The following is a 20,349-nucleotide window of genomic DNA, read 5'->3' as shown; positions in this document are numbered from 1 at the left end:
GATGAGGGTTTATCTGGGGGGTGGCACATTCTAAACCCATATGCACCTTCTGCGGCGAGCCTCGTTGGTTCATCATGCAACAAACGGCGCCGAGGCCTTCTGCACGCAGGCCAGGCTGCGCACTTCGCATACAAATGCCTGTAGGTGGGCCCCATGATCAACGCGAAACTCCTGCAACTGATGGTCGAGCATTCCAACGATGGCATCGTCGTCGCAGAGCAAGAAGGCGACGACAGCATCCTCATCTACGTCAACCCCGCCTTCGAGCGCCTGACCGGCTATCGCGCCGAGGAAATCCTGTATCAGGACTGCCGTTTTCTGCAGGGCGAAGATCATGACCAGGCGGGCCTCGACAGCATCCGCGAGGCAATCCGTGGAGGCCTCCCATGCTGCCAGGTGCTGCGCAATTACCGCAAGGACGGGAGCCTGTTCTGGAACGAGTTGTCCATCACGCCCGTGCACAACGAAGCGGACCAGTTGACGTACTACATCGGCATCCAGCGCGACGTTACAGCGCAGGTTTTCGCCGAGGAAAAGCTACGCGAGCTGGAGGCCGAGGTAGCTGAATTGCGCCGGCAACTGGGCCAGGCGGAGCGCTGACCAAAACCTATACAAGGTCGTTGACTTGTATAGATTTACGCTTAGACTTCAGCTATACCTGTACAGCAAGCCATTTCTGTACAGGATTTCCTGGAGCCCAGCATGTCAGCGTATCTGCAGCAATTCGCCGAGCATTTCAGCCGCCTCGACGGGGGCAACCTCGGCACCCTTGAAAAGCTGTACAGCGACGATGTCACCTTTCGCGATCCGTTGCATCAGATCCAGGGGCTGCCGGCTCTGCGAACCTATTTCGCGCAGGTGTACGCCAACGCTCACGATATCCGCTATGCCTTTTCCAGCGCCGACGAAGTGACGCCCGGGCAAGGTTACCTGCGCTGGACCCTGCAGTTCCGCCATCCACGCCTGGCCGGTGGTGAGCAGATCACCTTGCAGGGATGCAGTTACCTGCAATGGCATGAACGGGTCCATTTCCACCAGGACTATTTCGACGCAGCAGCACTGCTCTACGAACACGTTCCGGTCATGGGCCGTGCGATTCGATGGCTCAAAGGCAGGGTCGCATGAGCCGCTGCTGGCTGACAGGCGCAAGCAGCGGTATCGGTGCCGCACTTGCACAATGCCTGCTGGAGCAAGGCCACCAGGTTGCCTTGGGCGGACGCAATGCGGATCGTCTCGCGCCGTTGGCTGAACACTTTCCCGGGCAGGTGCTGCTGGCCATCGGCGACCTCGACGACCCTGTACAGGTATCCGGGATCGCAACCCGTATCGAGCAGGCCTGGGGAGCACTGGACCAGGTGATCCTCAATGCAGGCACCTGCGAGTACCTGGAACCGGGCCATTTCGACCCAGCCCTTGTCGAGCGCGTGGTCCGTACCAATTTCCTTGCCGTCAGCTACTGCCTGGCAGCGGCCCTGCCCTTGCTTCGCGCCGGTCAGCACCCTCACCTGGTAGTGATGGGCAGTTCGGTGACCTGGCTGGCCCTGCCCCGCGCCGGTGCCTATGGCGCGTCCAAGGCAGCCGTGCGCTACCTGGTGGAATCGCAGCGCATCGACCTGGCCCGCGAGGGCATCGCCGTCACCCTCGTCAGCCCTGGCTTTGTAGATACGCCATTGACCCGTCGCAACGATTTCCCCATGCCCCAGCTATGGTCGGCACAGCGCGCAGCCAGCCATATCGCCAGACGCCTTCCCGAGCGCCCGCTGGAAATCAACTTCCCCCTGCTTTTCACCCTGGTATTGCGACTGCTCGGCGCACTGCCCGCACGCCTGCGCCTGGCGCTAGGGCAACACCTTGCCCGTCATGAACAGGAATGATGATCCATGCGTATAGCAATAATCGGCAGCGGCATCGCAGGGCTATCCTGCGCTCATCTGCTGTCACGCAGGCATGAGGTTACGGTTTTCGAAGCCGAGCAATGGATCGGGGGCCACACGCATACCCTCGATGTGATCTGGCAGGGTGAACGCCATGCAATAGATACCGGCTTCATCGTATTCAATGACTGGACCTATCCGCACTTCATACGCTTGCTCGAGCACCTGAAAGTCGCCTCGCGGCCGACCGAAATGAGTTTCTCCGTGCATGATCCGGCCACCGGCCTGGAATACAACGGGCACGACCTGAACACCCTGTTTGCCCAACGCCGCAACCTGGTGTCCCCGGGGTTCTGGGGGATGCTAAGGGACATTCTGCGTTTCAACCGTCAGGCGCTCGCCGACCTGGATAACCAGCGTATCGATGCCAACGCTACCCTGGGCGCCTACCTCCAGATGCAGCGGTATGGGCAGCGCTTCATCGATCATTACATCGTACCGATGGGCTCGGCGATATGGTCGATGTCCCGCGCGGACATGCTCGGCTTCCCACTTGCGTTCTTTGTGCGGTTCTGTCGCAACCACGGCTTGTTGTCGGTCAACCAACGCCCACAGTGGCGCGTGATCGAAGGGGGCTCGCGCAGCTATGTCGGTCCGCTGTGCCGACCGTTTGCCGGGCGCATCCGCCTCGACTGCAAGGTTTACCGGGTCAGCCGCGACGAAGGTGGCGTCACCCTGATGAGCGCTGCCGGTACCGAACGTTACGACAATGTGGTGTTTGCCTGCCACAGCGACCAGGCCCTGGCGCTGCTGGAAGCGCCGAGCGTGCAGGAGCGGGAAGTGCTCGGCGCCATCGGCTATGCCAGCAACGATGTGGTGCTGCACACCGATACCCGTCTGCTACCCCGCCGCAAACGCGCCTGGGCCAGCTGGAACTACCGGCTCGGCGGGCCACAGCAGGCGCCTGCCGCGCTGACTTACAACATGAACATTCTGCAAGGCATCCAGGCACCGGCGACGTTCTGCGTGAGCCTCAACCAGACCGCGCTGGTGGATCCGGCGCAGATCATTGCCCGCTTCCAGTACGACCATCCGCAATACAGCCTTGCGGCGTGCGCCGCGCAGGCGCGCCAGGAACAGCTGCAGGGCTATCGCCACAGCTACTTCTGCGGCGCCTACTGGGGCAACGGCTTTCACGAGGATGGCGTGGTCAGTGCGTTGAAGGTGGCCGCGCATTTCGGAGAGCACCTGTGAACAGCAGCCTTTGCGTGGGCTGGGTCAGCCACCGGCGCCTGGCGCCGCGCCCCCACGCCTTCCGCTACAGGATCGGCATGTTCTACCTGGACCTGGACGAGCAAGCCTGGCTGACAGGCCTGTCACGTTGGCTGTGGCGCTGGCGTCTGGCGCCGCTCAGCTGGCACCCGGCAGATTACCTGCCAGCTCGGACCCGCCGCGGCGAGACGCTGGCCCAGGCTGCACGTTCGCTGGTGCACAACGCGACGGGAGAGATGCCTGAGGGGCCGGTGCACCTGCTCACGCAATTGCGTTGCTGGGGGCTGTCGTTCAACCCGGTCAGTTTCTATTTCTGCCATGACCGCGACGGACGACTGACGGCAATCCTGCTGGAGGTGCGAAACACGCCATGGCGCGAACGCTTCCATTACGTGCTGCCGGTCAGCGAAAACCTTGCCAGGCCCTTCACTGTCACCAAGGCCTTTCATGTGTCGCCTTTCATGCCACTGCACATGGACTATCGCTTGCACTTTGCCCTGGACGCAGAGCATGTGCGCATCCACATGGAGAACTGGCAAGCCGATAACAAGGTGTTCGAGGCCGACCTGGCCCTGCAGCGCCAGCCGCTGGATAAAGCCGCCGTGCACCGATACGTACTGGCCTTCCCCTGGATGAGCCTGCGCACCGTCGCGGCCATCTACTGGCAGGCACTGCGCCTGTTGTTCAAACGCACGCCCATCCATGACCACACGCCCAGCCAGAGTGACCTGGCGCTCGGCCATTCCTGCGAGGACCCTGATGATGTCGAACCCCACCCTGAGCGTTAGCAAGTTCGCCGGCCTCGGGCCGTTGTTCGGTGGCCTGGCACGAAACGCCGTGCTCGCCAGCCTGGGCAGGCTGCGCCATGGCCATTTGCGCCTGCTCAGCCACGGGCAGCAATGGAGCTTCGGTGACGCCGACAGCCCGCTGCAGGCCGAGGTGGAAATCCTTGATGACATCACCTGGAGCCTGATAGCCGGCAATGGTTCGATCGGTGCTGGCGAAGCCTACATCCACGGCTATTGGCGAAGTCCCGACCTGGCGCTGGTGACTCGCCTGTTTGTCGCAAACCTTGAGGTACTTGACACCCTCGAGGGTGGCCTGGCCCGCTTCGGCCGCCCTGCCCTGCGGTTGCAGCACAAACTCAACCGCAACAGCAGGCGCGGTGCCCGCCGCAATATCCTGGCGCACTACGATCTGGGCAATGCCCTGTTCGAGCGGCTGCTGGACCCCACCATGATGTATTCGGCAGCCCGGTTCGAACACCCTGAACAGACGCTGGAACAAGCTCAGTTGCACAAGCTGGAGCGCATCTGCCAGAAGCTGGAACTGTGCCCTGCCGACCATCTGCTGGAGATCGGCTGCGGGTGGGGCAGCCTGGCAATCCACGCCGCCACCCGATATGGCTGCAAGGTCACCACCACCACGCTTTCCGAGGCGCAGTACAGCCATACCCTGCAACGCGTTCAGGCCCTGGGGCTGGAGCAGCGCGTGAAAGTGCTTCGCGAAGACTACCGCGATCTTCAAGGCACCTTCGACAAACTGGTCTCGATCGAGATGATCGAGGCTGTCGGCCACCGTTACCTGCCGGTGTATTTCCGCCAGTGTGCCTCGCTACTCAAGCCAGACGGCCTGATGCTGTTGCAGGCGATCACCATCCGCGATCAGCGCTATGCACAGGCGCGGCGGTCGGTCGATTTCATCCAGCGCTACATCTTCCCCGGTGGCGCCCTGCCTTCGTTGAGCGTGTTGCTGGAAACTGCCAGCCGGCACACCGCACTCAACCTCTTGCACATGGAAGATTTCGGTCAGGACTATGCCCGCACCCTGCGGCACTGGCGAGAAAACCTGCGCCAGGCACGCGCTGCGTTGACGGACCTTGGCTACGACGACATGTTTCAGCGCCTGTGGGAATTCTACCTGTGTTACTGCCAAGGCGGTTTTGAGGAGCGCGCCATCGGTGTCGCGCATCTGCTCTGGGCAGCGCCCCAGGCACGGCGCGCGCCCTTGCCTGGCAGTGCCTGATGAGCCGTCGCTGGCTGCTCGCCAATGCCTTGTGGCTACAGGCTGGCTGGTGGCTATGCGTATTGGGGGCCGAAAAAACCTTCCTTTCGTTGCTTGTGATTCCTGGCCTGGCCGTGCACCTGAGCCTGTGCCCGGACGTCCACGCAGAGGTCAAGGCGCTGTTGCGCGTAACGCCGGTGGGATGTGTGCTGGACAGCGTGCTGGGCGCGCTGGGCGTGTTCGGTTTCGACACCTGGCCACTGCCGCTGTGGCTTGCGCTGCTGTGGCTGGTGCTGGCCAGCGGCATGCGCCACAGCCTGGCATGGGCCGACAGGCACTGGCGGCTCGGTGCGCTGGTGGGTGCAGTTGGCGGCCCTCTGGCCTATCTGAGCGGGGCGAGGTTGGCAAATGTCGACTTGCCCATGGGCACGCTGGAAACCGGCCTGTTACTGGTGCCGATATGGGCCGCTACCCTGCCCTTGCTCGCGCGCCTCGCGGTGCGGTGCTGACCTGCGGCATCGTTCGGAGCAGTAGCGCACCTGCGCCCAGCAACGCGCCCAGCGCTTGCGCCAGTTGAACGGCCGCCCACACACTACGCAGATCTTGCTGGGCAAAAGACCTTTTTTCATATCGGCTGCGCCGCATCGAGTTGTGCCAGCAGTGACTGGCCACGCTGCCACACGGCATCGCGACGGTCAGCCGCCATGCCATCCAGGCTTCGATAGACCAGCGCCAGACGCGGGTTAGCCGAAAGTTCCGAGCGATGGCGAATCAGAAAATGCCAATACAAGGCATTGAACGGGCAGCCATCCACCTCGGTCACGTGGTCAACCCTGTAACTGCACGCCTTGCAATGGTCGGACATGCGCTGGATATAACGACCACTGGCGCAGTAAGGCTTGGACCCCAGGTAGCCGCCGTCGGCGTACATCACCATACCAAGCGTGTTGGGCAGCTCGACCCAGTCGAAGGCATCCATGTAGACCGCCAGGTACCACTCACAAATCGCGGCTGGGGCGATACCGGCCAGCAAGGCGAAGTTGCCGGTGACCATAAGCCGCTGGATATGGTGAGCGTAGCCCAGGCGAAGGGTCTGGCCGATGGCCTGCTCCATGCAGCGCATGCGGGTGCGCCCGGTCCAGTAGAATTCCGGCAACGCTCGCTCGTTGCCCAGGTAGTTGAGCGCCGCATACTCCGGCATGCGCAGCCAGTAGATGCCGCGCACATACTCGCGCCAGCCGATCAACTGGCGGATGAAGCCCTCTGCTGCATTGAGCGGTACTCGCCCCTCGCGCCAGGCCTTGTCGACCTCCTCGCACAGGCAACGTACGTCCAGAAGCCCGATGTTCAGCGCCGCACTGATGCGCGCATGGAACAGGTACGGCTCGCCCTCGGCCATCGCATCCTGGTAGTCACCGAAAGCTGCCAGGCCGAAATCCAGAAAGTGTTGCCAGAGCTGCCTTGCCTCGGCATGGGTCACCGGATAGTCGAAACCGTCGATGGCTCCGTAGTGGTCGCTGAAGCGTTGGCGTACCAGGGCTATTACCGCTGCCGTGATCTCGTCCTGCTCGAAATGCGCGGCGAAGGGGCCACGCAGCTGGCGGGGCAAGGCCTTGCGATTGTCGCCATCGAGATTCCAGGTTCCACCTGCCGGGCTGCCGTCAGGCTCCAGCAGCAGACCGGTACGCTTGCGCATGCCACGGTAGAAGTACTCCATGCGCAGTTGGCCGCGCTCCCGGGCCCAGCGCGCGAAGGCTTCGCGAGAACAGAGAAATCGCGTGTCGCGATGCCACACAAGCGGCAGTGCGGCATCGCGCAACGCCTGCTCCAGGCGCCACTCTCCGCACTCGGTCAGGTGAATGTGCGTGGCTCCCAAGGCTTGCTGCCAGCGCCGCAACTCGCCAACGATGCTACCGCTGTTGCCGTCATCGTCGAGTTGCACATAATGCACTTGCCAACCGCGCTCACGCAGCGCCTGGGCGAAGTGCCGCATGGCGCTGAAGATCAGGACGATCTTCAATGGATGATGCGGCACATACCTTGCTTCCCCTTCCACTTCTGCCATCAGCACAGCATCGCGGGCAGGATCGAGGGCGTTGAGGCTGGCCAGATCGAAGGACAGCTGGTCACCCAGTACCAGACCCAGGCGCATCTTCAGGCTCCCCCTGGCTGGTCAGCGTTACCGCTATGCAGATTCATGGCATGTCCCCCAGCAGACGCTGACGCAGTTGTTGATCCCTGGCCCGTGGATCGAGCCAGATGGCGAAGAACGCCCGTGCAAAAACGGGGTCGGCGACCGCCCGGCTGAGTTTGCCATCGACGTAGAAACGGCAGCCCTGCCCCGGCATGTACAGGCCGGTGATGCGCATGCCAGGGCGTACATCCACGAACGCCTGCTGCATGGCCTGGGACCACGCCGCGCGCCGCTGCGGCGTCAGGCTATCAGGATCCAGGCGGTACATTTCCTCGAGGCTGGCCTTTACCAGCATGTCTCTGGACAGCGTTCGGTGATAGGCGAGTTCAAGGGCAAAAGGCCGGTTCCAGCCCTGAACCGGACCTGCTGCCCATAGCTGTGCGGTGTAAAGACGCAGGCCGAACCAGGTGAACTCACCGGAGCCCAGCCGTTGCGCCGCCGGGAGCTCCGCTCGCCAGTCCGCCGCCTCGGACAGGCCTGTCAGTAGCAGGCAAAGCCAGGTCCAACGAGCAGTGCGCCCCATGGTAACCTCGAGCACTCCAAAATACCTGTACAACATTGTTAATTATGTACAGATTTTAGCCATATTGTACAATTTTACGTGTCTACCCCGTAGCGACATGTCGGCGCAAGTGGCGAACAGGCGGACATACGGTGGTGCCAGGAAAGGAGGCAGTTCAGTGAGCCTTATCAATGACCTTCACTCTCCCGCCAACGTACTGGTCTGCGGAGCCAGCCAGGGAATTGGCCTTGCACTGTGCACGCAGTTGCTGGGGCGCGCCGACATCGGGCGGGTGTTTGCCGTCTCGCGACATGCCACCAGCAGCCCTGCGCTGGATGCTCTGTTCGCCGAGCACCCAAGACAGTTGGTTCGCATCGACTGCGACGCGTGTTCCGAAGTGGCACTGCAAACACTGGCGGCACGGGTGGGCGCCTGCTGCGACCAGCTGAACCTTGTACTGTGCACGCTTGGCGTGCTGCAAGAGGCACCCGCACGGGCCGAAAAAGCGCTGACACAGGTGGACATGGCTGGGCTGCTGGCCAGCTTCACGACCAACTGTTTCGCCCCTGTCCTGCTGCTCAGGCATTTGCTGCCCTTGTTGCGACAGCAACCGATGACCTATGTGGCACTGTCGGCGCGGGTCGGGTCGATCAGCGACAACCATCTTGGCGGGTGGTACAGCTATCGCGCCAGCAAGGCCGCGCTCAACCAGCTTCTGCACACTGCGAGCATCGAACTCAAGCGACTGAACCCTGCTTCCACGGTACTATTGCTGCATCCCGGGACCACCGACACCCGCCTTTCCCAACCCTTTCAGGGCAATGTACCGCCGGGAAAACTGTTCTCGCCGGCATTTGCAGCGACATGCATCCTAGCGCTGGTGAGCCGACACGGCCCCGACCAGAGCGGTACATTCTGGGCGTGGGACGGCACACCGATTGCCTGGTGACGCCAAAGCCAGCATGGCTTGGCTTCTCTTGTCAGCTGAACACCCAGAGCACGCGGGTGGGCTTGTCGGTGAGGTTGGCGTAACGAAAACTTGCGTGGGGTTGCAGCTGAAAACTGTCACTGGCGCGCAGCGTTACCGGCTCGCCGCCATCCAGCCATACGGTCAGTTCGCCTTCGAGCACGAAGCAGCCCTGCTCCGAGCTGTCGTCCAGGTACTCCTCGCCACTGCTGGCCCCAGGCTCCAGGTGGCTGTCGAGCATGGAGAACGCGCCCGTTATCGTGGGGGATGCCAGCACATCGGTGATGCCACCGGCCAGGTGAAGGGTACGACGCTCGTGAGGGCGGGTGACCCACTCGAGTTCGCGCGGCTGGTCCAGCTTGTAGAAATAGGCCGTGGAGACGCCGAGCTCTTCGCTGATAGCCGTGAGGTCGGCCACGGTTGGGCGGGATACGCCCCGTTCGACCTGGGACAGAAAGCCCACCGAACGGCCGATGCGCTGCGCCAGTTCGCCCAGTGTCAGGCCCTTGAACTTGCGCAGGTCGCGAATCAGTACGGCCAGGCCTTCGATCTCTTCGTGCACTTTCATGGTTGAATCGCGACTTTCGGATGGGAAAAATTGATGCCCTGAAAAGTACATGATTCATTTCACAAAGCAAGATGCTTCGCGGCATTGCACGAGCCGGCGAAGATATGCCTGGTCGGTTGACGCGGGCCCTTGTAGGAGCGGCCTTGTGTCGCGATGGGCTGCAAAGCAGCCCCAGGGTTTCAGCGCAGATGCACAAACTGCCGGGGCTGCTTTGCAGCCCATCGCGACACAAGGCCGCTCCTACACCTGACCGCGCAACCGGTCAGGTGGGGGCAACTGTCTCGCCCAGACGCTCAGCGAACAGCCTCGTACGTCAGGTCCAGGCACTTGCGAGCTTTTTCCACCAGTTCGTCGATCTCCTCGATGCTGATCACCAGCGGCGGCGCGATGATCATGGTGTCGCCCACGGCGCGCATGATCAGCCCGTTGTCGAAGCAGTGCTGGCGACAGATCATGCCGACACCTTTGCCTTCATGACGCGCACGGGTGGCCTTGTCCTTCACCAGTTCGATTGCACCGAGCATGCCCAGGCCGCGTACCTCGCCTACCAGCGGGTGGTCGGCCAGCTCGCGCAGGCGCTGTTGCAAGTACGGAGCGGTCTTGTCGTGCACCTGCTCGATGATCTTTTCATCACGCAGTATCCGCAGGTTCTCCAGGCCCACCGCAGCCGCCACCGGGTGGCCGGAATAGGTGAAGCCGTGGTTGAAGTCGCCGCCTTCGCTGATGACTTTGGCCACTTCATCTCGCACGATCACGCCGCCCATGGGGATATAGCCGGAGGTAAGGCCCTTGGCGATGGTCATCAGGTCGGGCTTGAGGTCGTAGTAGTCACTACCGAACCACTCGCCTGTACGGCCGAAGCCGCAGATCACTTCGTCAGCGACGAAGAGGATGTCGTACCTGGCCAGGATCTCCTTCACCTTCGGCCAGTAGGTCTGCGGTGGAATGATCACCCCGCCAGCGCCCTGGATCGGTTCGGCGATGAAGGCGGCAACGTTGTCCACGCCAACTTCGAGGATCTTCTTCTCCAGCTGTTCGGCCGCCCACACGCCGAAGTCGGCCTCGGTCATGTCGCCGCCTTCGCCATACCAGTACGGCTGCGGGATGTGCACGATATCCGGGATCAGCCCGCCCTGCTGGTGCATGCTGCTCATGCCACCCAGGCCCGCGCCGGCCACGGTGGAGCCGTGGTAACCGTTGATGCGGCCGATGATGACCTTCTTGCTCTTCTGGCCCTTGAGCGCCCAGTAATGGCGGACCATGCGCAGCACGGTATCGTTGCCTTCGGAGCCGGAGCCGGTGAAGAACACATGGTCCATGCCTCGCGGGGCCACATCGGCGATCGCCTTGGCCAGTTCCAGCGCGGGCGGGTGCGCGGTCTGGAAGAACAGGTTGTAGTACGGCAGCTGCTTCATCTGCTGGCTGGCGACGTCGGCCAGCTCATCGCGCCCATAGCCCACCGCCACGCACCACAGGCCCGCCATGCCATCGAGAATCTTGTGGCCTTCGCTGTCCCAGAGGTACACGCCCTTGGCCGAGGTGATGATGCGCGGGCCTTTCTCGGCCAGTTGCCGAACATCGCTGAACGGGGCCAGGTGGTGGTCGCGGCTCATGGCTTGCCAGGCGAGGGTCTGGGAATTCTGCTCACTCATTGACTTCACTCCATCAAGCTGCGCAGCCGTGCTACGCAGGTACTTTTTTGTAATTGGGATAGATCGCTGTCAGGCGGACTTCAACAGCATCTGGCGCAATACCGAGCGATGCCGGCAGGCCTTGCCAAAGGACTGGAAGATGGTCAGGTAATGTGGGTTGTCCATGACCTGGTACTCGGGGTGCCATTGCACGGCCAGGGCAAAACCCTTGCTGTTCTCGACCGAAATCGCTTCCACCAGGCCATCGGGTGCCAGCGCCTCCACCCTCAGCCCGGGGGCCAGTACATCGATGCCCTGGCCGTGGATGGAATTGACATCGATGACCGCCGGCAAGCCCATGCGGTCGAGCATGCCGCCGGGCTCTATATGCAGGGCGTGACGCGGGCCGTATTGCTTTTCGATGGGCTCACCCTTGCTTTCGCGGTGGTCCATGAACATGCCGGTCTCATGCACCTTCTGGTGCAGGGTGCCGCCCAGCGCCACGTTCATTTCCTGGAAGCCACGGCAGATGCCGAGCACCGGCACACCGGCGGCGATGGCCGCACGCATCAGCGGCAAGGTGGTGGCATCACGCAGCGGGTCGTGATGGGTGCCCGCTGCACTGGCCGGGCCGTTGTAGTGCAACGGTTCGATGTTGGACGGCGAACCGGTGAAGATCAGCCCATCCACCACGTCGAGAATATCGGCGCTGTCCATCAGGTCTGCGAGGCTGGGTATCACGATGGGCAGCCCGCACGCTGCCTTGGCCGCCGCGCGCGCGTACTTCTCGCTGATGGTCTGGGTTGCATGCAGCTCGATCATGCTGGTGCATGCGGTAATGCCGATAACGGGCACACGTGGCATATCTTCCTCCGGCAAATCCATATTGCGCGTTGTATTGAAACGGTAGAAAGGCAGGGGGCAGCGGCGCTGCCCCAACCCCGGCAGCTACAGGAACCAGCGGTATTCGCGGGCATCGATGTGGCGCATGAAGTCCAGTTGCTCCTGGTATTTGTTTTCGCAGTAGACCATCACGAATTCACTGCCCAGGCCCTCGTTCACCTCCGGGTGGTGACGCATGGCCGCCAGGGCACTGAAGGCATCCTTGGGGAACTCGATGCCGCTCTGGCGGTTGTCGTTCAGCGGGGCAATGGGCTCGACGCCACGTTCCAGGCCATGCTCCATCCCGGTCAGGATGGCCGCCAGCACCAGGTACGGGTTGGCATCGGCACCGGCGAGGCGGTGTTCGATACGCAGGTTGCGCGGGTCGGACTCGGGGATGCGAATACACGCATCGCGATCTTCGAAACCCCAGCTGGCCTTGCTCGCCGCGTTGACCATGGCGCCGTAACGGCGGTAGGCATTGTGGTTGGGGGCGAAGATCGGCATGCAGTGCGGCAGCAGCTCCAGGCACCCTGCCACCGCATGGCGCAGCTTGCGCTGGTCATCGCCGGCCAGGATGTTGTTGCCGGCGTTGTCGTACAGGCTGACATGCACATGCATGCCGCTGCCCGGCGCGTCGAGGTACGGCTTGCTCATGAAGCTGGCTCGGTAGCCGTGCTTCATCGCGATCCCGCGGGTACTGCGGCAGAACAGCGCCGACCAGTCCGCCGCGCTCATGGCATCGTCGCTGTGCGAGAAGTTGATCTCGAACTGGCCTGGGCCCAGCTCCGCGGTGATGACGTTCGCTGGCACGCCCTGCTCGTTGGCGCCATCGACCATCTCGTGCAGCACCGGTGCGAAGCGCGACAGCCGCTCGATGTGCATGTTCGGCTGGTCGTCGTGGTCGTCGGTCGCCTTGTCGCGTGGGTACTGTGGCAGGCCGTTATCGAGCTTGCGGTCGAACAGGTAGAACTCCAGCTCGAAAGCCACCACCGGGCGAATGCCGCGCCTGGCCAGGCGCTGGATCACCCGGGCCAGCACTTCACGGGGCTCGAACTCGATGGGCTTGGCAGTGCCGTCGGAGGTGATGAGCATCTGCGCGATCGGTTCCTTTTCCCAGCGCACCGGCTTGAGGGTACCCGGCACCAGGCGGCGGGCGGCATCCGGGTCGCCGTCGGCGAAGCAGTAGTCGCCGATCGGGTAGAGGCCACCCTGGGTGCCCAGCAGCACGCAGTTCTGCGGCAACTTCAGCGGCGCGCCGGCTGCGACTTTTTCCAGCATGTCCATGGGGTAGCGCTTGCCGTAGAAGTGCCCGGGAATATCCAGCGCAATCAGGTCGACATAACGTATTTCTGGGTGCTGCGCTCGGAACGAGCGCACTTCAGTCAGCAGATCCGGAAAGACGACACTCATCTTCTTGTCCTTGTGAGGTGAACGAATTCAGTTGAAGACCCAGAGCACGCGGGTGGCTTTTTCCGTCAGGTTGGCGTAACGGAACTGCGCGTGGGGGTGCAGCTGGAAGCAGTCGTTGGCCTGCAGGGTCACGGCGTCGCCGTGGTCCAGCCAGACCGTGAGTTCGCCTTCGAGCACGAAACAGCCCTGCTCGGAACGGTCAGTCAGGTACAGCTCGCCACTGCTGGCGCCTGGCTCGAGATGGCTGTCGAGCATGGAGAACGCGCCGCCGATGGTGGGCGAAGCCAGCACATCGGTAATGCCCGACTCGAGGTACAGCGTGCGCCGCTCGTGGGGGCGCGTGACCCAGCTGACGCTGCGCGGCTTGCTCAGGTTGTAGAAGTACGCGGTGGATACGCCGAGCGCTTCACTGATGGCGGTGAGGTCGGCCACGGTAGGGCGCGAAACACCGCGCTCGACCTGGGACAGGAAGCCGACCGAGCGGTTGATGCGCTCGGCCAGTTCGCCCAGGGTCAGGTTCTTGAATTTGCGCAGGTCGTGAATAAGGATCGCGAGGGCTTCAACCTCTTCGTGCATCTTCATCGTTTGAGACTGCCGTGAAATTTTTAGAGTTATTTTTCATGAAAAATTACATGAAAAATTTCACGAGTCAAGCCGAAGCTGAAAATGGGAAGCCGCGAATGGAGGTGGGGGGCAACAAGTAGCGAAGAGGCGTAACGAGAAAAGTACCTTGAGGCCCTCAGGAAGCGAGGGCCTGCGAACGCTGCCGTACCGGCATTTCATAGCGGTGCGGTTGCTGCCAGGCCAGCTGTGCCTGGACATCGACCGCCGCATCCATCACTTTCTGCGCCCAGTTGTCATCCTTGGGGCACACCACCACCACGCGAAAACCGTGGTCGACGCCTTCCAGCCGCACGCCCTCGGAATCATCGACATGCAGGTCGATATCGAAGGCCGACGGCAACTTCGAAGGCGAATTCTCAAGCCCGTTCACGGCCAGGATATGCTGGTGCCGGTCACTGTTGACCACGCCATCGACGCGGATACCGTAGAGCATCAACCAACGGCGGATGTAGGACGGCGTGCGCCCCGACGAGGTGTAGATCCAGATGCTGCAACCCTGGCGGCGCAGGTCGCGAATCAGCGAGCGCGTGCCACTGCGCAGGGGTTCACCCAACCAGCGGTGGACGAACGCCGGCAGCTTGCTGTGCTCGGCGGCGGCGTGGTCGGCCTGGCAGGCGAGCGTGTCGTCGATATCGAACGAAATGCGTACCTGCGGGCGATTGAACGTGCGCTCGAGGGCTTGCCGCCCGCGCTGGAACAGAGAAGGGCTTTGCATCAGCGGCACCTCTCGCGCGCAGGCATGGATGCGCCGCCGAGGAAGAACTTGCCGGGCTCGGGCGCGTGCGCTTCAAGGAAAGCTGCATACTTTTTCTTGATCTTGGGTAGTTCGTACAAAGCCTTGACCCCATGCTTGGCGGAGTTGCGTATGACCGAGGACGGGTTGAAGTAACCCTCGGCGTTGTCCAGCGACAGCACGAATGGTGGTAGCCCCGCGCGCATCAGCAAGTAGCTGACAATGAGCGACCCTGTGCGGTTGTTGCCTTCGATGAACAGCTGCGGCTTGCTCAGAATTCGAACGTAGACACCCGCCGCGCGCTTCCAGATCGAGTCGCTGCCATACGAGCAATACCAGTTGTAGAGGTCCTTGATGCCGCCCTCCACATTATTGAAAAAGTGCGCCTCGGTCGCCGCCAGGTGCGGGGCAAATTCCAGCCTGCGTGCCGGGTCGCTGCCGCACAGCACGGTGGCGTTGATCTCCAGCATCAGGTTCAGTTGCTGAAGGTCGAAAAGGTCGACACCCCGGGCGACATAGTCGTCAATCAGGGCATAGCCTTCAACCACATTCAGCAGCACCTCGTCGGTGAATGGATCCCGCGGTTCGGTGAAATGCTGGCTGAGTTCGGCAAAGCGGGCCTGCACCTCACGCAGTGCGCGCTCTACCGCTGGCAGGTCAAGACGACGCGTCGCTGGCATTGGAAATCCCTGGTAACACTTGGCGGAAGGTAATGCGGCCGGGTGTTGCAGCCTTCCTGACTGCAACACCCGGCCACCTTGGCAGGTACGGCCTCAGCTGAACTTGCCGCTGATGTAGTCGGCGGTCAGCTGCTCACGCGGGTTCTGGAAAATCTGCGTGGTCGGGCCCATTTCGACCAGGTAACCGGTACGGGTGCCCTTGGAGATGTCGACCGAGAAGAACGCAGTGGTGTCGGCCACACGAATCGCCTGCTGCATGTTGTGGGTCACCAGGGCGATGGTGTAGTCCTTCTTCAACTCGACCATCAGCTCCTCCACCCTGCGGGTGGCAATCGGGTCGAGTGCCGAGCAGGGTTCGTCCAGCAGCAGCACTTCCGGCTCGGTGGCGATGGCGCGGGCGATGCACAGACGCTGTTGCTGGCCGCCGGACAGGGCCAGGCCGCTGACCTTGAGCTTGTCCTTCACCTCGTCCCACAGCGCGGCGCCCTGCAGCGCGTGCTTGACGCGGTCGCCGATGTCGCCCTTGTAGCGGTTCAGGCGCAGGCCGAAGGCGACGTTGTCGAAGATGCTCATCGAGAACGGGTTGGGCTGCTGGAACACCATGCCGATGTAGCGGCGCACCACCACAGGGTCGACGCCCTTGCCGTAGACATCCTGGCCCAGGAAGTGCACATGGCCTTCGAAGCGGAAGCCCTTCACCAGGTCGTTCATGCGGTTGAGGCTACGCAGCACGGTACTCTTGCCGCAGCCGGACGGCCCGATGAAACCGGTGATCTCGTTCTTGCGGATCGGCACATGGCTGTCGCGAACGGCCATGAAATTGCCGTAGAAGATCTTGTCCAGCTTGCAGTCCATGACGATGGGGGCTTCGCTGACCACGGGAGCGGCTTTTGGCGCAGTGGATACGTTCAAGGTCGGATGCTCCCTTTCTCAATACTTGGGCTTGCCGAATACTCGGCTCAGAATGTTGATTACCAGCACGATCATCACCAGTACCAGCGAGGCCGCCCAGGCGAGCTCGAGCTGGTTGTCGAATGGCATGCCGGAGAAGTTGTAGATCAGTACGGCCAGCGAGGCCGTCGGGTTCATGACTGCCAGGTCGCCGTCATGCAGGATCCAGTAGTTGCTGAACAGCGCGGTGAACAGCAGCGGCGCAGTCTCGCCGGCGGCACGGGCCACGGCCAGCATGACGCCGGTCAGGATGGCCGGCAGGCCGGTGGGCAGGACGATTTTCCAGATCACCTGGGCACGGGTGCAGCCCATGCCGTAGGCGGCATCCTTCATGATCTTGGGCACCATCTTCATCGACTCTTCAGCGGTCAGCACGACGATGGGCAGCATCAGTACCGCCAGGGCCACACCACCTGCCGGCGCGGAGTAGGTGCCGGTGGTCATCACCACCAGGGCGTAGGCGAACACGCCGGCCAGGATCGACGGCAGGCCGGTGAGCATCTTGGCGGCGAAGCGCGCGGCGTTGGCCAGCTTGCTGTCCGGGCCGAGTTCGGCCAGGAACACCGCGGCCAGGATACCAACCGGTACGGCGATGGCGGCAGCAATGCCGACCATGACGAAAGTACCGGCCATGGCGTTGCCAAAGCCCCCGCCCATCTCGAAGCCGGTAGGCGGCAGCTCGGTGAACACCTCCAGGTTGAGGCGTGCGCCGCCGCGGGTGATCAGCATGTACAGCACGGAAATCAGCGGCACGCTGGCCACCAGTGCCGCGAACCATGCCAGCGTGGTCAACACCAGGCTGCGCAGGGAACGGCCTTCCAGCTTGCGCTGCAGGCTGGGCAACGCGTTTGCAGGGGTGGTGAGGTTGGTCATCATTTGTTACCCCGCTGGGCGTAGAGCATGATCATCGAGCCGAGCACGTTCACCGCCAGGGTGATGAACATCAATACCAGTGCCGCGTACATCAGCACCTCGATCTCGTTCGGGCCGGCCTCCGGGAAGTTCAGCGCCAGCAAGGCCGCCAGCGTGTTGGCCGGGGCGAACAAGGACAGGGAAATGTTGTTGGCGTTACCCACCAGCATGGCCAGCGCCATGGTTTCACCCAGCGCACGGCCCAGGCCGAGCACCAGCGAACCGAAGATGCCGGTGGCTGCCGATGGCACCATCACCTTGAGGATGGCCTCCCAGTGGGTGGCGCCCAGGCCGTAGGCGGCCTGCTTGGTCTTCATCGGCACGCTGGTCAGGGCGTCCTGCGAAACGGCGGCGATGGTCGGCAGAATCATGATCGCCAGTACCAGTGCGGCAGGCAGCAGCCCTGGGCCGCTCAGGGAAGTACCGAAAAAGGGAATCCAGCCCAGTTCGCTGTTCAGCCAGGTGGTCAGTGGGCGAATGGCCGGGATGACCACATAGATCCCCCACAGGCCGTAGACGACGCTGGGGATGGCAGCGAGCAGCTCGACGATGGTGCGGAACACCGCCGCCAGCCGGGCCGGGAGGAAGTCCTGGGTCAGGAAAATGGCCATGCTGACGCCGAAGAAACCGGCGATCAACAGGGCGATCAGGGCGCTGTAGAGGGTGCCCCAGATCGCTGGCAGAATACCGTACTTGCCTTGGTTGACGTCCCAGACACTGCCGAATAGCACGTCAAAGCCGTGCTTCTCGATGCCTGGCAGTGCCTTGCGGCCCACTTCGTAGACCAGCGCGAAGACCAGCGCCAGCACCAGCACCACACCGATGCGTGCAAGCGCACGGAAGGTGCGATCAACCAGGAAGTCTTTCGCAGACGGTGGCTGGCACGCGGAGTCGGGGTTAGCCGGGATGGCAAAAGGAGTGTTCATTGGCAAGTTCCGGGACAGAGGGCAAACACACCCGGCATGGCCGCCAGGCCACACCGGGAGCGCCTGGGCGTGTTACTGGATGTTGGCGGACGCTTTGCGTACCTGATCGACAACCGACGCTGGCAGCGGGATGTAGCCCATCGAGTCGGCGATCTTCTGGCCTTCGGTCAGGCTGTATTCGACCATTTCGCGCATGGCCTTGGCCTTGGCCGGGTTACCGTTGTCCTTGCGGAAGATCATCCAGGTGTAGGAGGTGATCGGGTAGGACTTGGCACCGTCCGGGTCAGGCAGCCAGGCCACCAGGTTCTCCGGCATCTGCACCGCAGCCAGCGCCTCGGCACCGCTCTCGGCGTTCGGCACGACATACTGGCCGGCCTTGTTCTGCAGCTGGGCGAAGTCGACCTTGGCCAACTTGGCGAAGCCGTATTCGATGTAGCCGATGGCGCCTGGGGTCTGGCGGACGGTAGCGGTTACGCCGTCGTTCTTCGGCGACTTGATGAACTTGTCGCTGGCCGGCCAGTTGACGGTGTTGCCTTCACCCAGCGCTTGCTTGAAGTCAGCGTTGATGGCCGACAGGTGCTTGGTGAATACCGCAGTGGTACCGCTGGAGTCGGCACGCACGACCACGGTGATCGGGGTGGCTGGCAGTTTCAGCTCAGGGTTGGCCGCGACGATCTGCGGGTCGTTCCACTGGGTGATCTTGCCGAGGAAGATGTTGGAGTACACATCGCGTGGCAGCTTCAGCCCTTTAGGGTTGCCCGGCAGGTTGTAAGCCAGGACGATTTCACCGGCGGTCATTGGCAGCAACTGCACGCCCTCGCCGACCTTGGCGATTTCTTCGGCTTTCATTGCCGAGTCGCTGGCGGCGAAGTCGACGGTCTTGTTCAGAAAGTCCTGAACACCCGCCCCGCTCCCCTTGGACTGGTAGTCAACGGTGACACCGTCGGTTTCCTTGCTGAAGGCCTTGAACCAGGTCAGGTAGATCGGTGCCGGGAAGCTGGCGCCGGAACCGGTCAGGCGGACGTTCTCTGCGGCGAAGGATGCCGAAGTGGCGCAAAGCGAAACGGCAACGGCGAGTGCAGCAGACTTCATCAGGCGTATCATCGAAAAGCGCTCCGTGTGATGGCCGGCACACTTTGCAGCAGCAATGTTACAGCTTTGTGACCAATGAATGGCAAGCCGCACGGTAGAGCCGTCTGGCGGCGCCATCACGGCAACATCAGTGAGCAGAGCCCTGGACGGGTTCCTGTCTCAACCCTAAGGCCTCGATGTGTCGGTTGAATGACTGTTTCGAGTGGGCGACAGGTTTCCTGGCACCGCTGGTCGATTACCGGGCACTCGGGTGTTGCCGCGGCATTCAACCGCTCATGCAAACCAGACGGGAGTGAATGCCATGCCACGCGGCGACAAGGACAAGTACACCGACAAGCAGAAGCGCAAGGCCGAACATATCGAGGAAAGCTACGAGCACAAAGGCGTGCCGGAAGACCAGGCCGAAGCACGCGCCTGGGCCACCGTCAACAAACAGTCCGGGGGTGGCGAGAAGAAAGGCGGCTCGGGCAAGGCCACCTCTTCCAGCGAGAAGAAAACTGCTCGCTCGGACTCGGCCAAACGGGCGGCGAAGTCACGCCAGGGTCATTCCCGCACATCGGGCAGTTCCCTGGAAACCCAGAGCAAGCAGAGCCTGATGAAGGAAGCGCGCAGTAAAGACATCAAGGGGCGCTCCACCATGACCAAGGCACAATTGGTGGAAGCGCTCAAACACGCATGACACAAGCCCCCGGCCCGGCGAATGTAACGCGGTGCATGGCACCGGCTACGCCGGTGTTCGCGGGTGAACCCGCTCCCACACCGGCCCGTGCAAGCTTTCACGATCCTTGGGCAAGGCCATGGCCTCTACTGAAATGGCGCCAACCCTAGGCCAGACGCGATCCCTGTGGGAGCGGGTTTACCCGCGAAGAATGCAACGCGGTGCATGGCACCGGCTACGCCGGTGTTCGCGGGTGAACCCGCTCCCACACCGGCCCGTGCAGGCTTTCACGATCCTTGGGCAAGGCCATGGCCTCTACTGGAATGGCGCCAACCCTGAACCGGGCGCGATCCCTGTGGGAGCGGGTTTGATCTGGTCAAGTAATTTTGGACACCGGTTAAGGTTCATGCCGCTGCCTTGAGCTTTTCCTCCATGGCTACTGGCGTTTCATAGCCGTTGTAGCTGT

General features: G+C 62.4%; 23 protein-coding genes. 9 read left to right on the top strand and 14 right to left on the bottom strand.

The features are described 5' to 3' along the window. Nucleotides 1-153 precede the first annotated feature (153 nt). From CAG46_RS15700 to CAG46_RS15670, 7 genes are all read left to right on the top strand, one after another. A complete protein-coding gene (locus tag CAG46_RS15700; RefSeq protein ID WP_046613898.1) occupies nt 154-600 on the top strand; it encodes a PAS domain S-box protein in 447 nt (148 codons plus the stop codon). Nucleotides 601-702: 102 nt separating this feature from the next. Then, nucleotides 703-1,125 (top strand): nuclear transport factor 2 family protein, encoded by a 423-nt coding sequence (locus CAG46_RS15695; RefSeq protein WP_085616102.1) that lies wholly within the window; start codon nt 703-705, stop codon nt 1,123-1,125. After that, nucleotides 1,122-1,874: an SDR family oxidoreductase gene (locus tag CAG46_RS15690; RefSeq protein ID WP_075045539.1), complete on the top strand. Its 753-nt coding sequence runs from the start codon at nt 1,122-1,124 to the stop codon at nt 1,872-1,874. The genes CAG46_RS15695 and CAG46_RS15690 overlap by 4 nt, the downstream gene beginning before the upstream one ends. Before the next feature lie 6 nt (nt 1,875-1,880). Continuing rightward, nucleotides 1,881-3,128: an NAD(P)/FAD-dependent oxidoreductase gene (locus CAG46_RS15685; protein ID WP_085616100.1), complete on the top strand. Its 1,248-nt coding sequence runs from the start codon at nt 1,881-1,883 to the stop codon at nt 3,126-3,128. Further along, nucleotides 3,125-3,934 carry a DUF1365 domain-containing protein gene (locus tag CAG46_RS15680; protein WP_085616098.1) on the top strand — a complete coding sequence of 270 codons (810 nt, stop codon included), beginning with the start codon at nt 3,125-3,127 and terminating at the stop codon, nt 3,932-3,934. Before CAG46_RS15685 ends, CAG46_RS15680 begins: the two co-directional genes overlap by 4 nt. Beyond that, nucleotides 3,909-5,171: a cyclopropane-fatty-acyl-phospholipid synthase family protein gene (locus CAG46_RS15675; RefSeq protein WP_084785211.1), complete on the top strand. Its 1,263-nt coding sequence runs from the start codon at nt 3,909-3,911 to the stop codon at nt 5,169-5,171. Before CAG46_RS15680 ends, CAG46_RS15675 begins: the two co-directional genes overlap by 26 nt. Beyond that, entirely contained in the window at nt 5,171-5,659 is a 489-nt protein-coding gene (locus CAG46_RS15670; RefSeq protein WP_085616096.1) for a DUF2878 domain-containing protein, read from the top strand. The genes CAG46_RS15675 and CAG46_RS15670 overlap by 1 nt, the downstream gene beginning before the upstream one ends. On the opposite strand, the gene CAG46_RS15665 is transcribed toward CAG46_RS15670, so the two are convergent. From CAG46_RS15665 to CAG46_RS15655, 3 genes are read right to left on the bottom strand one after another with little or no spacing between them, the layout of a single operon-like run. Next, nucleotides 5,597-5,779, bottom strand: a complete 183-nt coding sequence (locus tag CAG46_RS15665) for a DUF2256 domain-containing protein (RefSeq protein ID WP_085616094.1) — start codon at nt 5,777-5,779, stop codon at nt 5,597-5,599. The genes CAG46_RS15670 and CAG46_RS15665 overlap by 63 nt on opposite strands. Beyond that, on the bottom strand, nt 5,776-7,302 hold the full coding sequence (locus tag CAG46_RS15660) for a cryptochrome/photolyase family protein (protein ID WP_085616092.1): 1,527 nt from the start codon (nt 7,300-7,302) through the stop codon (nt 5,776-5,778). The genes CAG46_RS15665 and CAG46_RS15660 overlap by 4 nt, the downstream gene beginning before the upstream one ends. 43 nt (nt 7,303-7,345) lie before the next feature. Continuing rightward, complete coding sequence (locus CAG46_RS15655) at nt 7,346-7,867, bottom strand: chalcone isomerase family protein (protein WP_085616380.1); 522 nt, start codon at nt 7,865-7,867, stop codon at nt 7,346-7,348. A 157-nt stretch (nt 7,868-8,024) separates the two neighbouring features. On the opposite strand from CAG46_RS15655, the gene CAG46_RS15650 reads away from it, so the two are divergent. Continuing rightward, on the top strand, nt 8,025-8,795 hold the full coding sequence (locus CAG46_RS15650; protein ID WP_085616090.1) for an SDR family NAD(P)-dependent oxidoreductase: 771 nt from the start codon (nt 8,025-8,027) through the stop codon (nt 8,793-8,795). Nucleotides 8,796-8,826: 31 nt separating this feature from the next. Here the strand turns inward: CAG46_RS15650 and CAG46_RS15645 are convergent, their stop codons facing one another. From CAG46_RS15645 to pstS, 11 genes are all read right to left on the bottom strand, one after another. Then, complete coding sequence (locus CAG46_RS15645; protein WP_025339569.1) at nt 8,827-9,381, bottom strand: helix-turn-helix domain-containing protein; 555 nt, start codon at nt 9,379-9,381, stop codon at nt 8,827-8,829. Between the two features lie 293 nt (nt 9,382-9,674). Further along, a complete protein-coding gene (locus tag CAG46_RS15640; RefSeq protein ID WP_085616088.1) occupies nt 9,675-11,033 on the bottom strand; it encodes an aspartate aminotransferase family protein in 1,359 nt (452 codons plus the stop codon). 69 nt (nt 11,034-11,102) lie between these two features. Then, entirely contained in the window at nt 11,103-11,876 is a 774-nt protein-coding gene (locus tag CAG46_RS15635; protein WP_025339571.1) for a gamma-glutamyl-gamma-aminobutyrate hydrolase family protein, read from the bottom strand. 84 nt (nt 11,877-11,960) lie between these two features. Further along, nucleotides 11,961-13,307 carry a glutamine synthetase family protein gene (locus tag CAG46_RS15630; protein ID WP_061550788.1) on the bottom strand — a complete coding sequence of 449 codons (1,347 nt, stop codon included), beginning with the start codon at nt 13,305-13,307 and terminating at the stop codon, nt 11,961-11,963. A 27-nt stretch (nt 13,308-13,334) separates the two neighbouring features. Continuing rightward, nucleotides 13,335-13,889: a helix-turn-helix domain-containing protein gene (locus CAG46_RS15625; protein ID WP_015270026.1), complete on the bottom strand. Its 555-nt coding sequence runs from the start codon at nt 13,887-13,889 to the stop codon at nt 13,335-13,337. A 157-nt stretch (nt 13,890-14,046) separates the two neighbouring features. Next, nucleotides 14,047-14,646 (bottom strand): hypothetical protein, encoded by a 600-nt coding sequence (locus CAG46_RS15620; protein WP_085616086.1) that lies wholly within the window; start codon nt 14,644-14,646, stop codon nt 14,047-14,049. Further along, nucleotides 14,646-15,344, bottom strand: a complete 699-nt coding sequence (locus CAG46_RS15615; protein WP_085616084.1) for a hypothetical protein — start codon at nt 15,342-15,344, stop codon at nt 14,646-14,648. Before CAG46_RS15615 ends, CAG46_RS15620 begins: the two co-directional genes overlap by 1 nt. A gap of 93 nt (nt 15,345-15,437) precedes the next feature. Further along, on the bottom strand, nt 15,438-16,199 hold the full coding sequence (gene pstB / locus CAG46_RS15610; RefSeq protein WP_031324478.1) for a phosphate ABC transporter ATP-binding protein PstB: 762 nt from the start codon (nt 16,197-16,199) through the stop codon (nt 15,438-15,440). A 75-nt stretch (nt 16,200-16,274) separates the two neighbouring features. Further along, a complete protein-coding gene (gene pstA, locus CAG46_RS15605) occupies nt 16,275-17,168 on the bottom strand; it encodes a phosphate ABC transporter permease PstA (protein WP_024086822.1) in 894 nt (297 codons plus the stop codon). Next, complete coding sequence (gene pstC / locus CAG46_RS15600) at nt 17,168-18,133, bottom strand: phosphate ABC transporter permease subunit PstC (RefSeq protein WP_023661148.1); 966 nt, start codon at nt 18,131-18,133, stop codon at nt 17,168-17,170. The genes pstA and pstC overlap by 1 nt, the downstream gene beginning before the upstream one ends. Before the next feature lie 72 nt (nt 18,134-18,205). Continuing rightward, a complete protein-coding gene (pstS, locus tag CAG46_RS15595; RefSeq protein ID WP_025339575.1) occupies nt 18,206-19,237 on the bottom strand; it encodes a phosphate ABC transporter substrate-binding protein PstS in 1,032 nt (343 codons plus the stop codon). Between the two features lie 289 nt (nt 19,238-19,526). Here pstS and CAG46_RS15590 point away from each other — a divergent pair, with 289 nt between their 5' ends. Continuing rightward, nucleotides 19,527-19,904 (top strand): termination factor Rho, encoded by a 378-nt coding sequence (locus tag CAG46_RS15590; RefSeq protein WP_075045548.1) that lies wholly within the window; start codon nt 19,527-19,529, stop codon nt 19,902-19,904. The last annotated feature ends 445 nt before the right edge of the window (nt 19,905-20,349 follow it).

Origin of the sequence: Pseudomonas sp. B23(2017), from assembly GCF_002113725.1 — a bacterium.
Lineage (GTDB): Bacteria > Pseudomonadota > Gammaproteobacteria > Pseudomonadales > Pseudomonadaceae > Aquipseudomonas > Aquipseudomonas putida_Z.
Note: the sequence above shows the minus strand (reverse complement) of the source record. Positions and strands in the feature narration are given on the sequence as shown.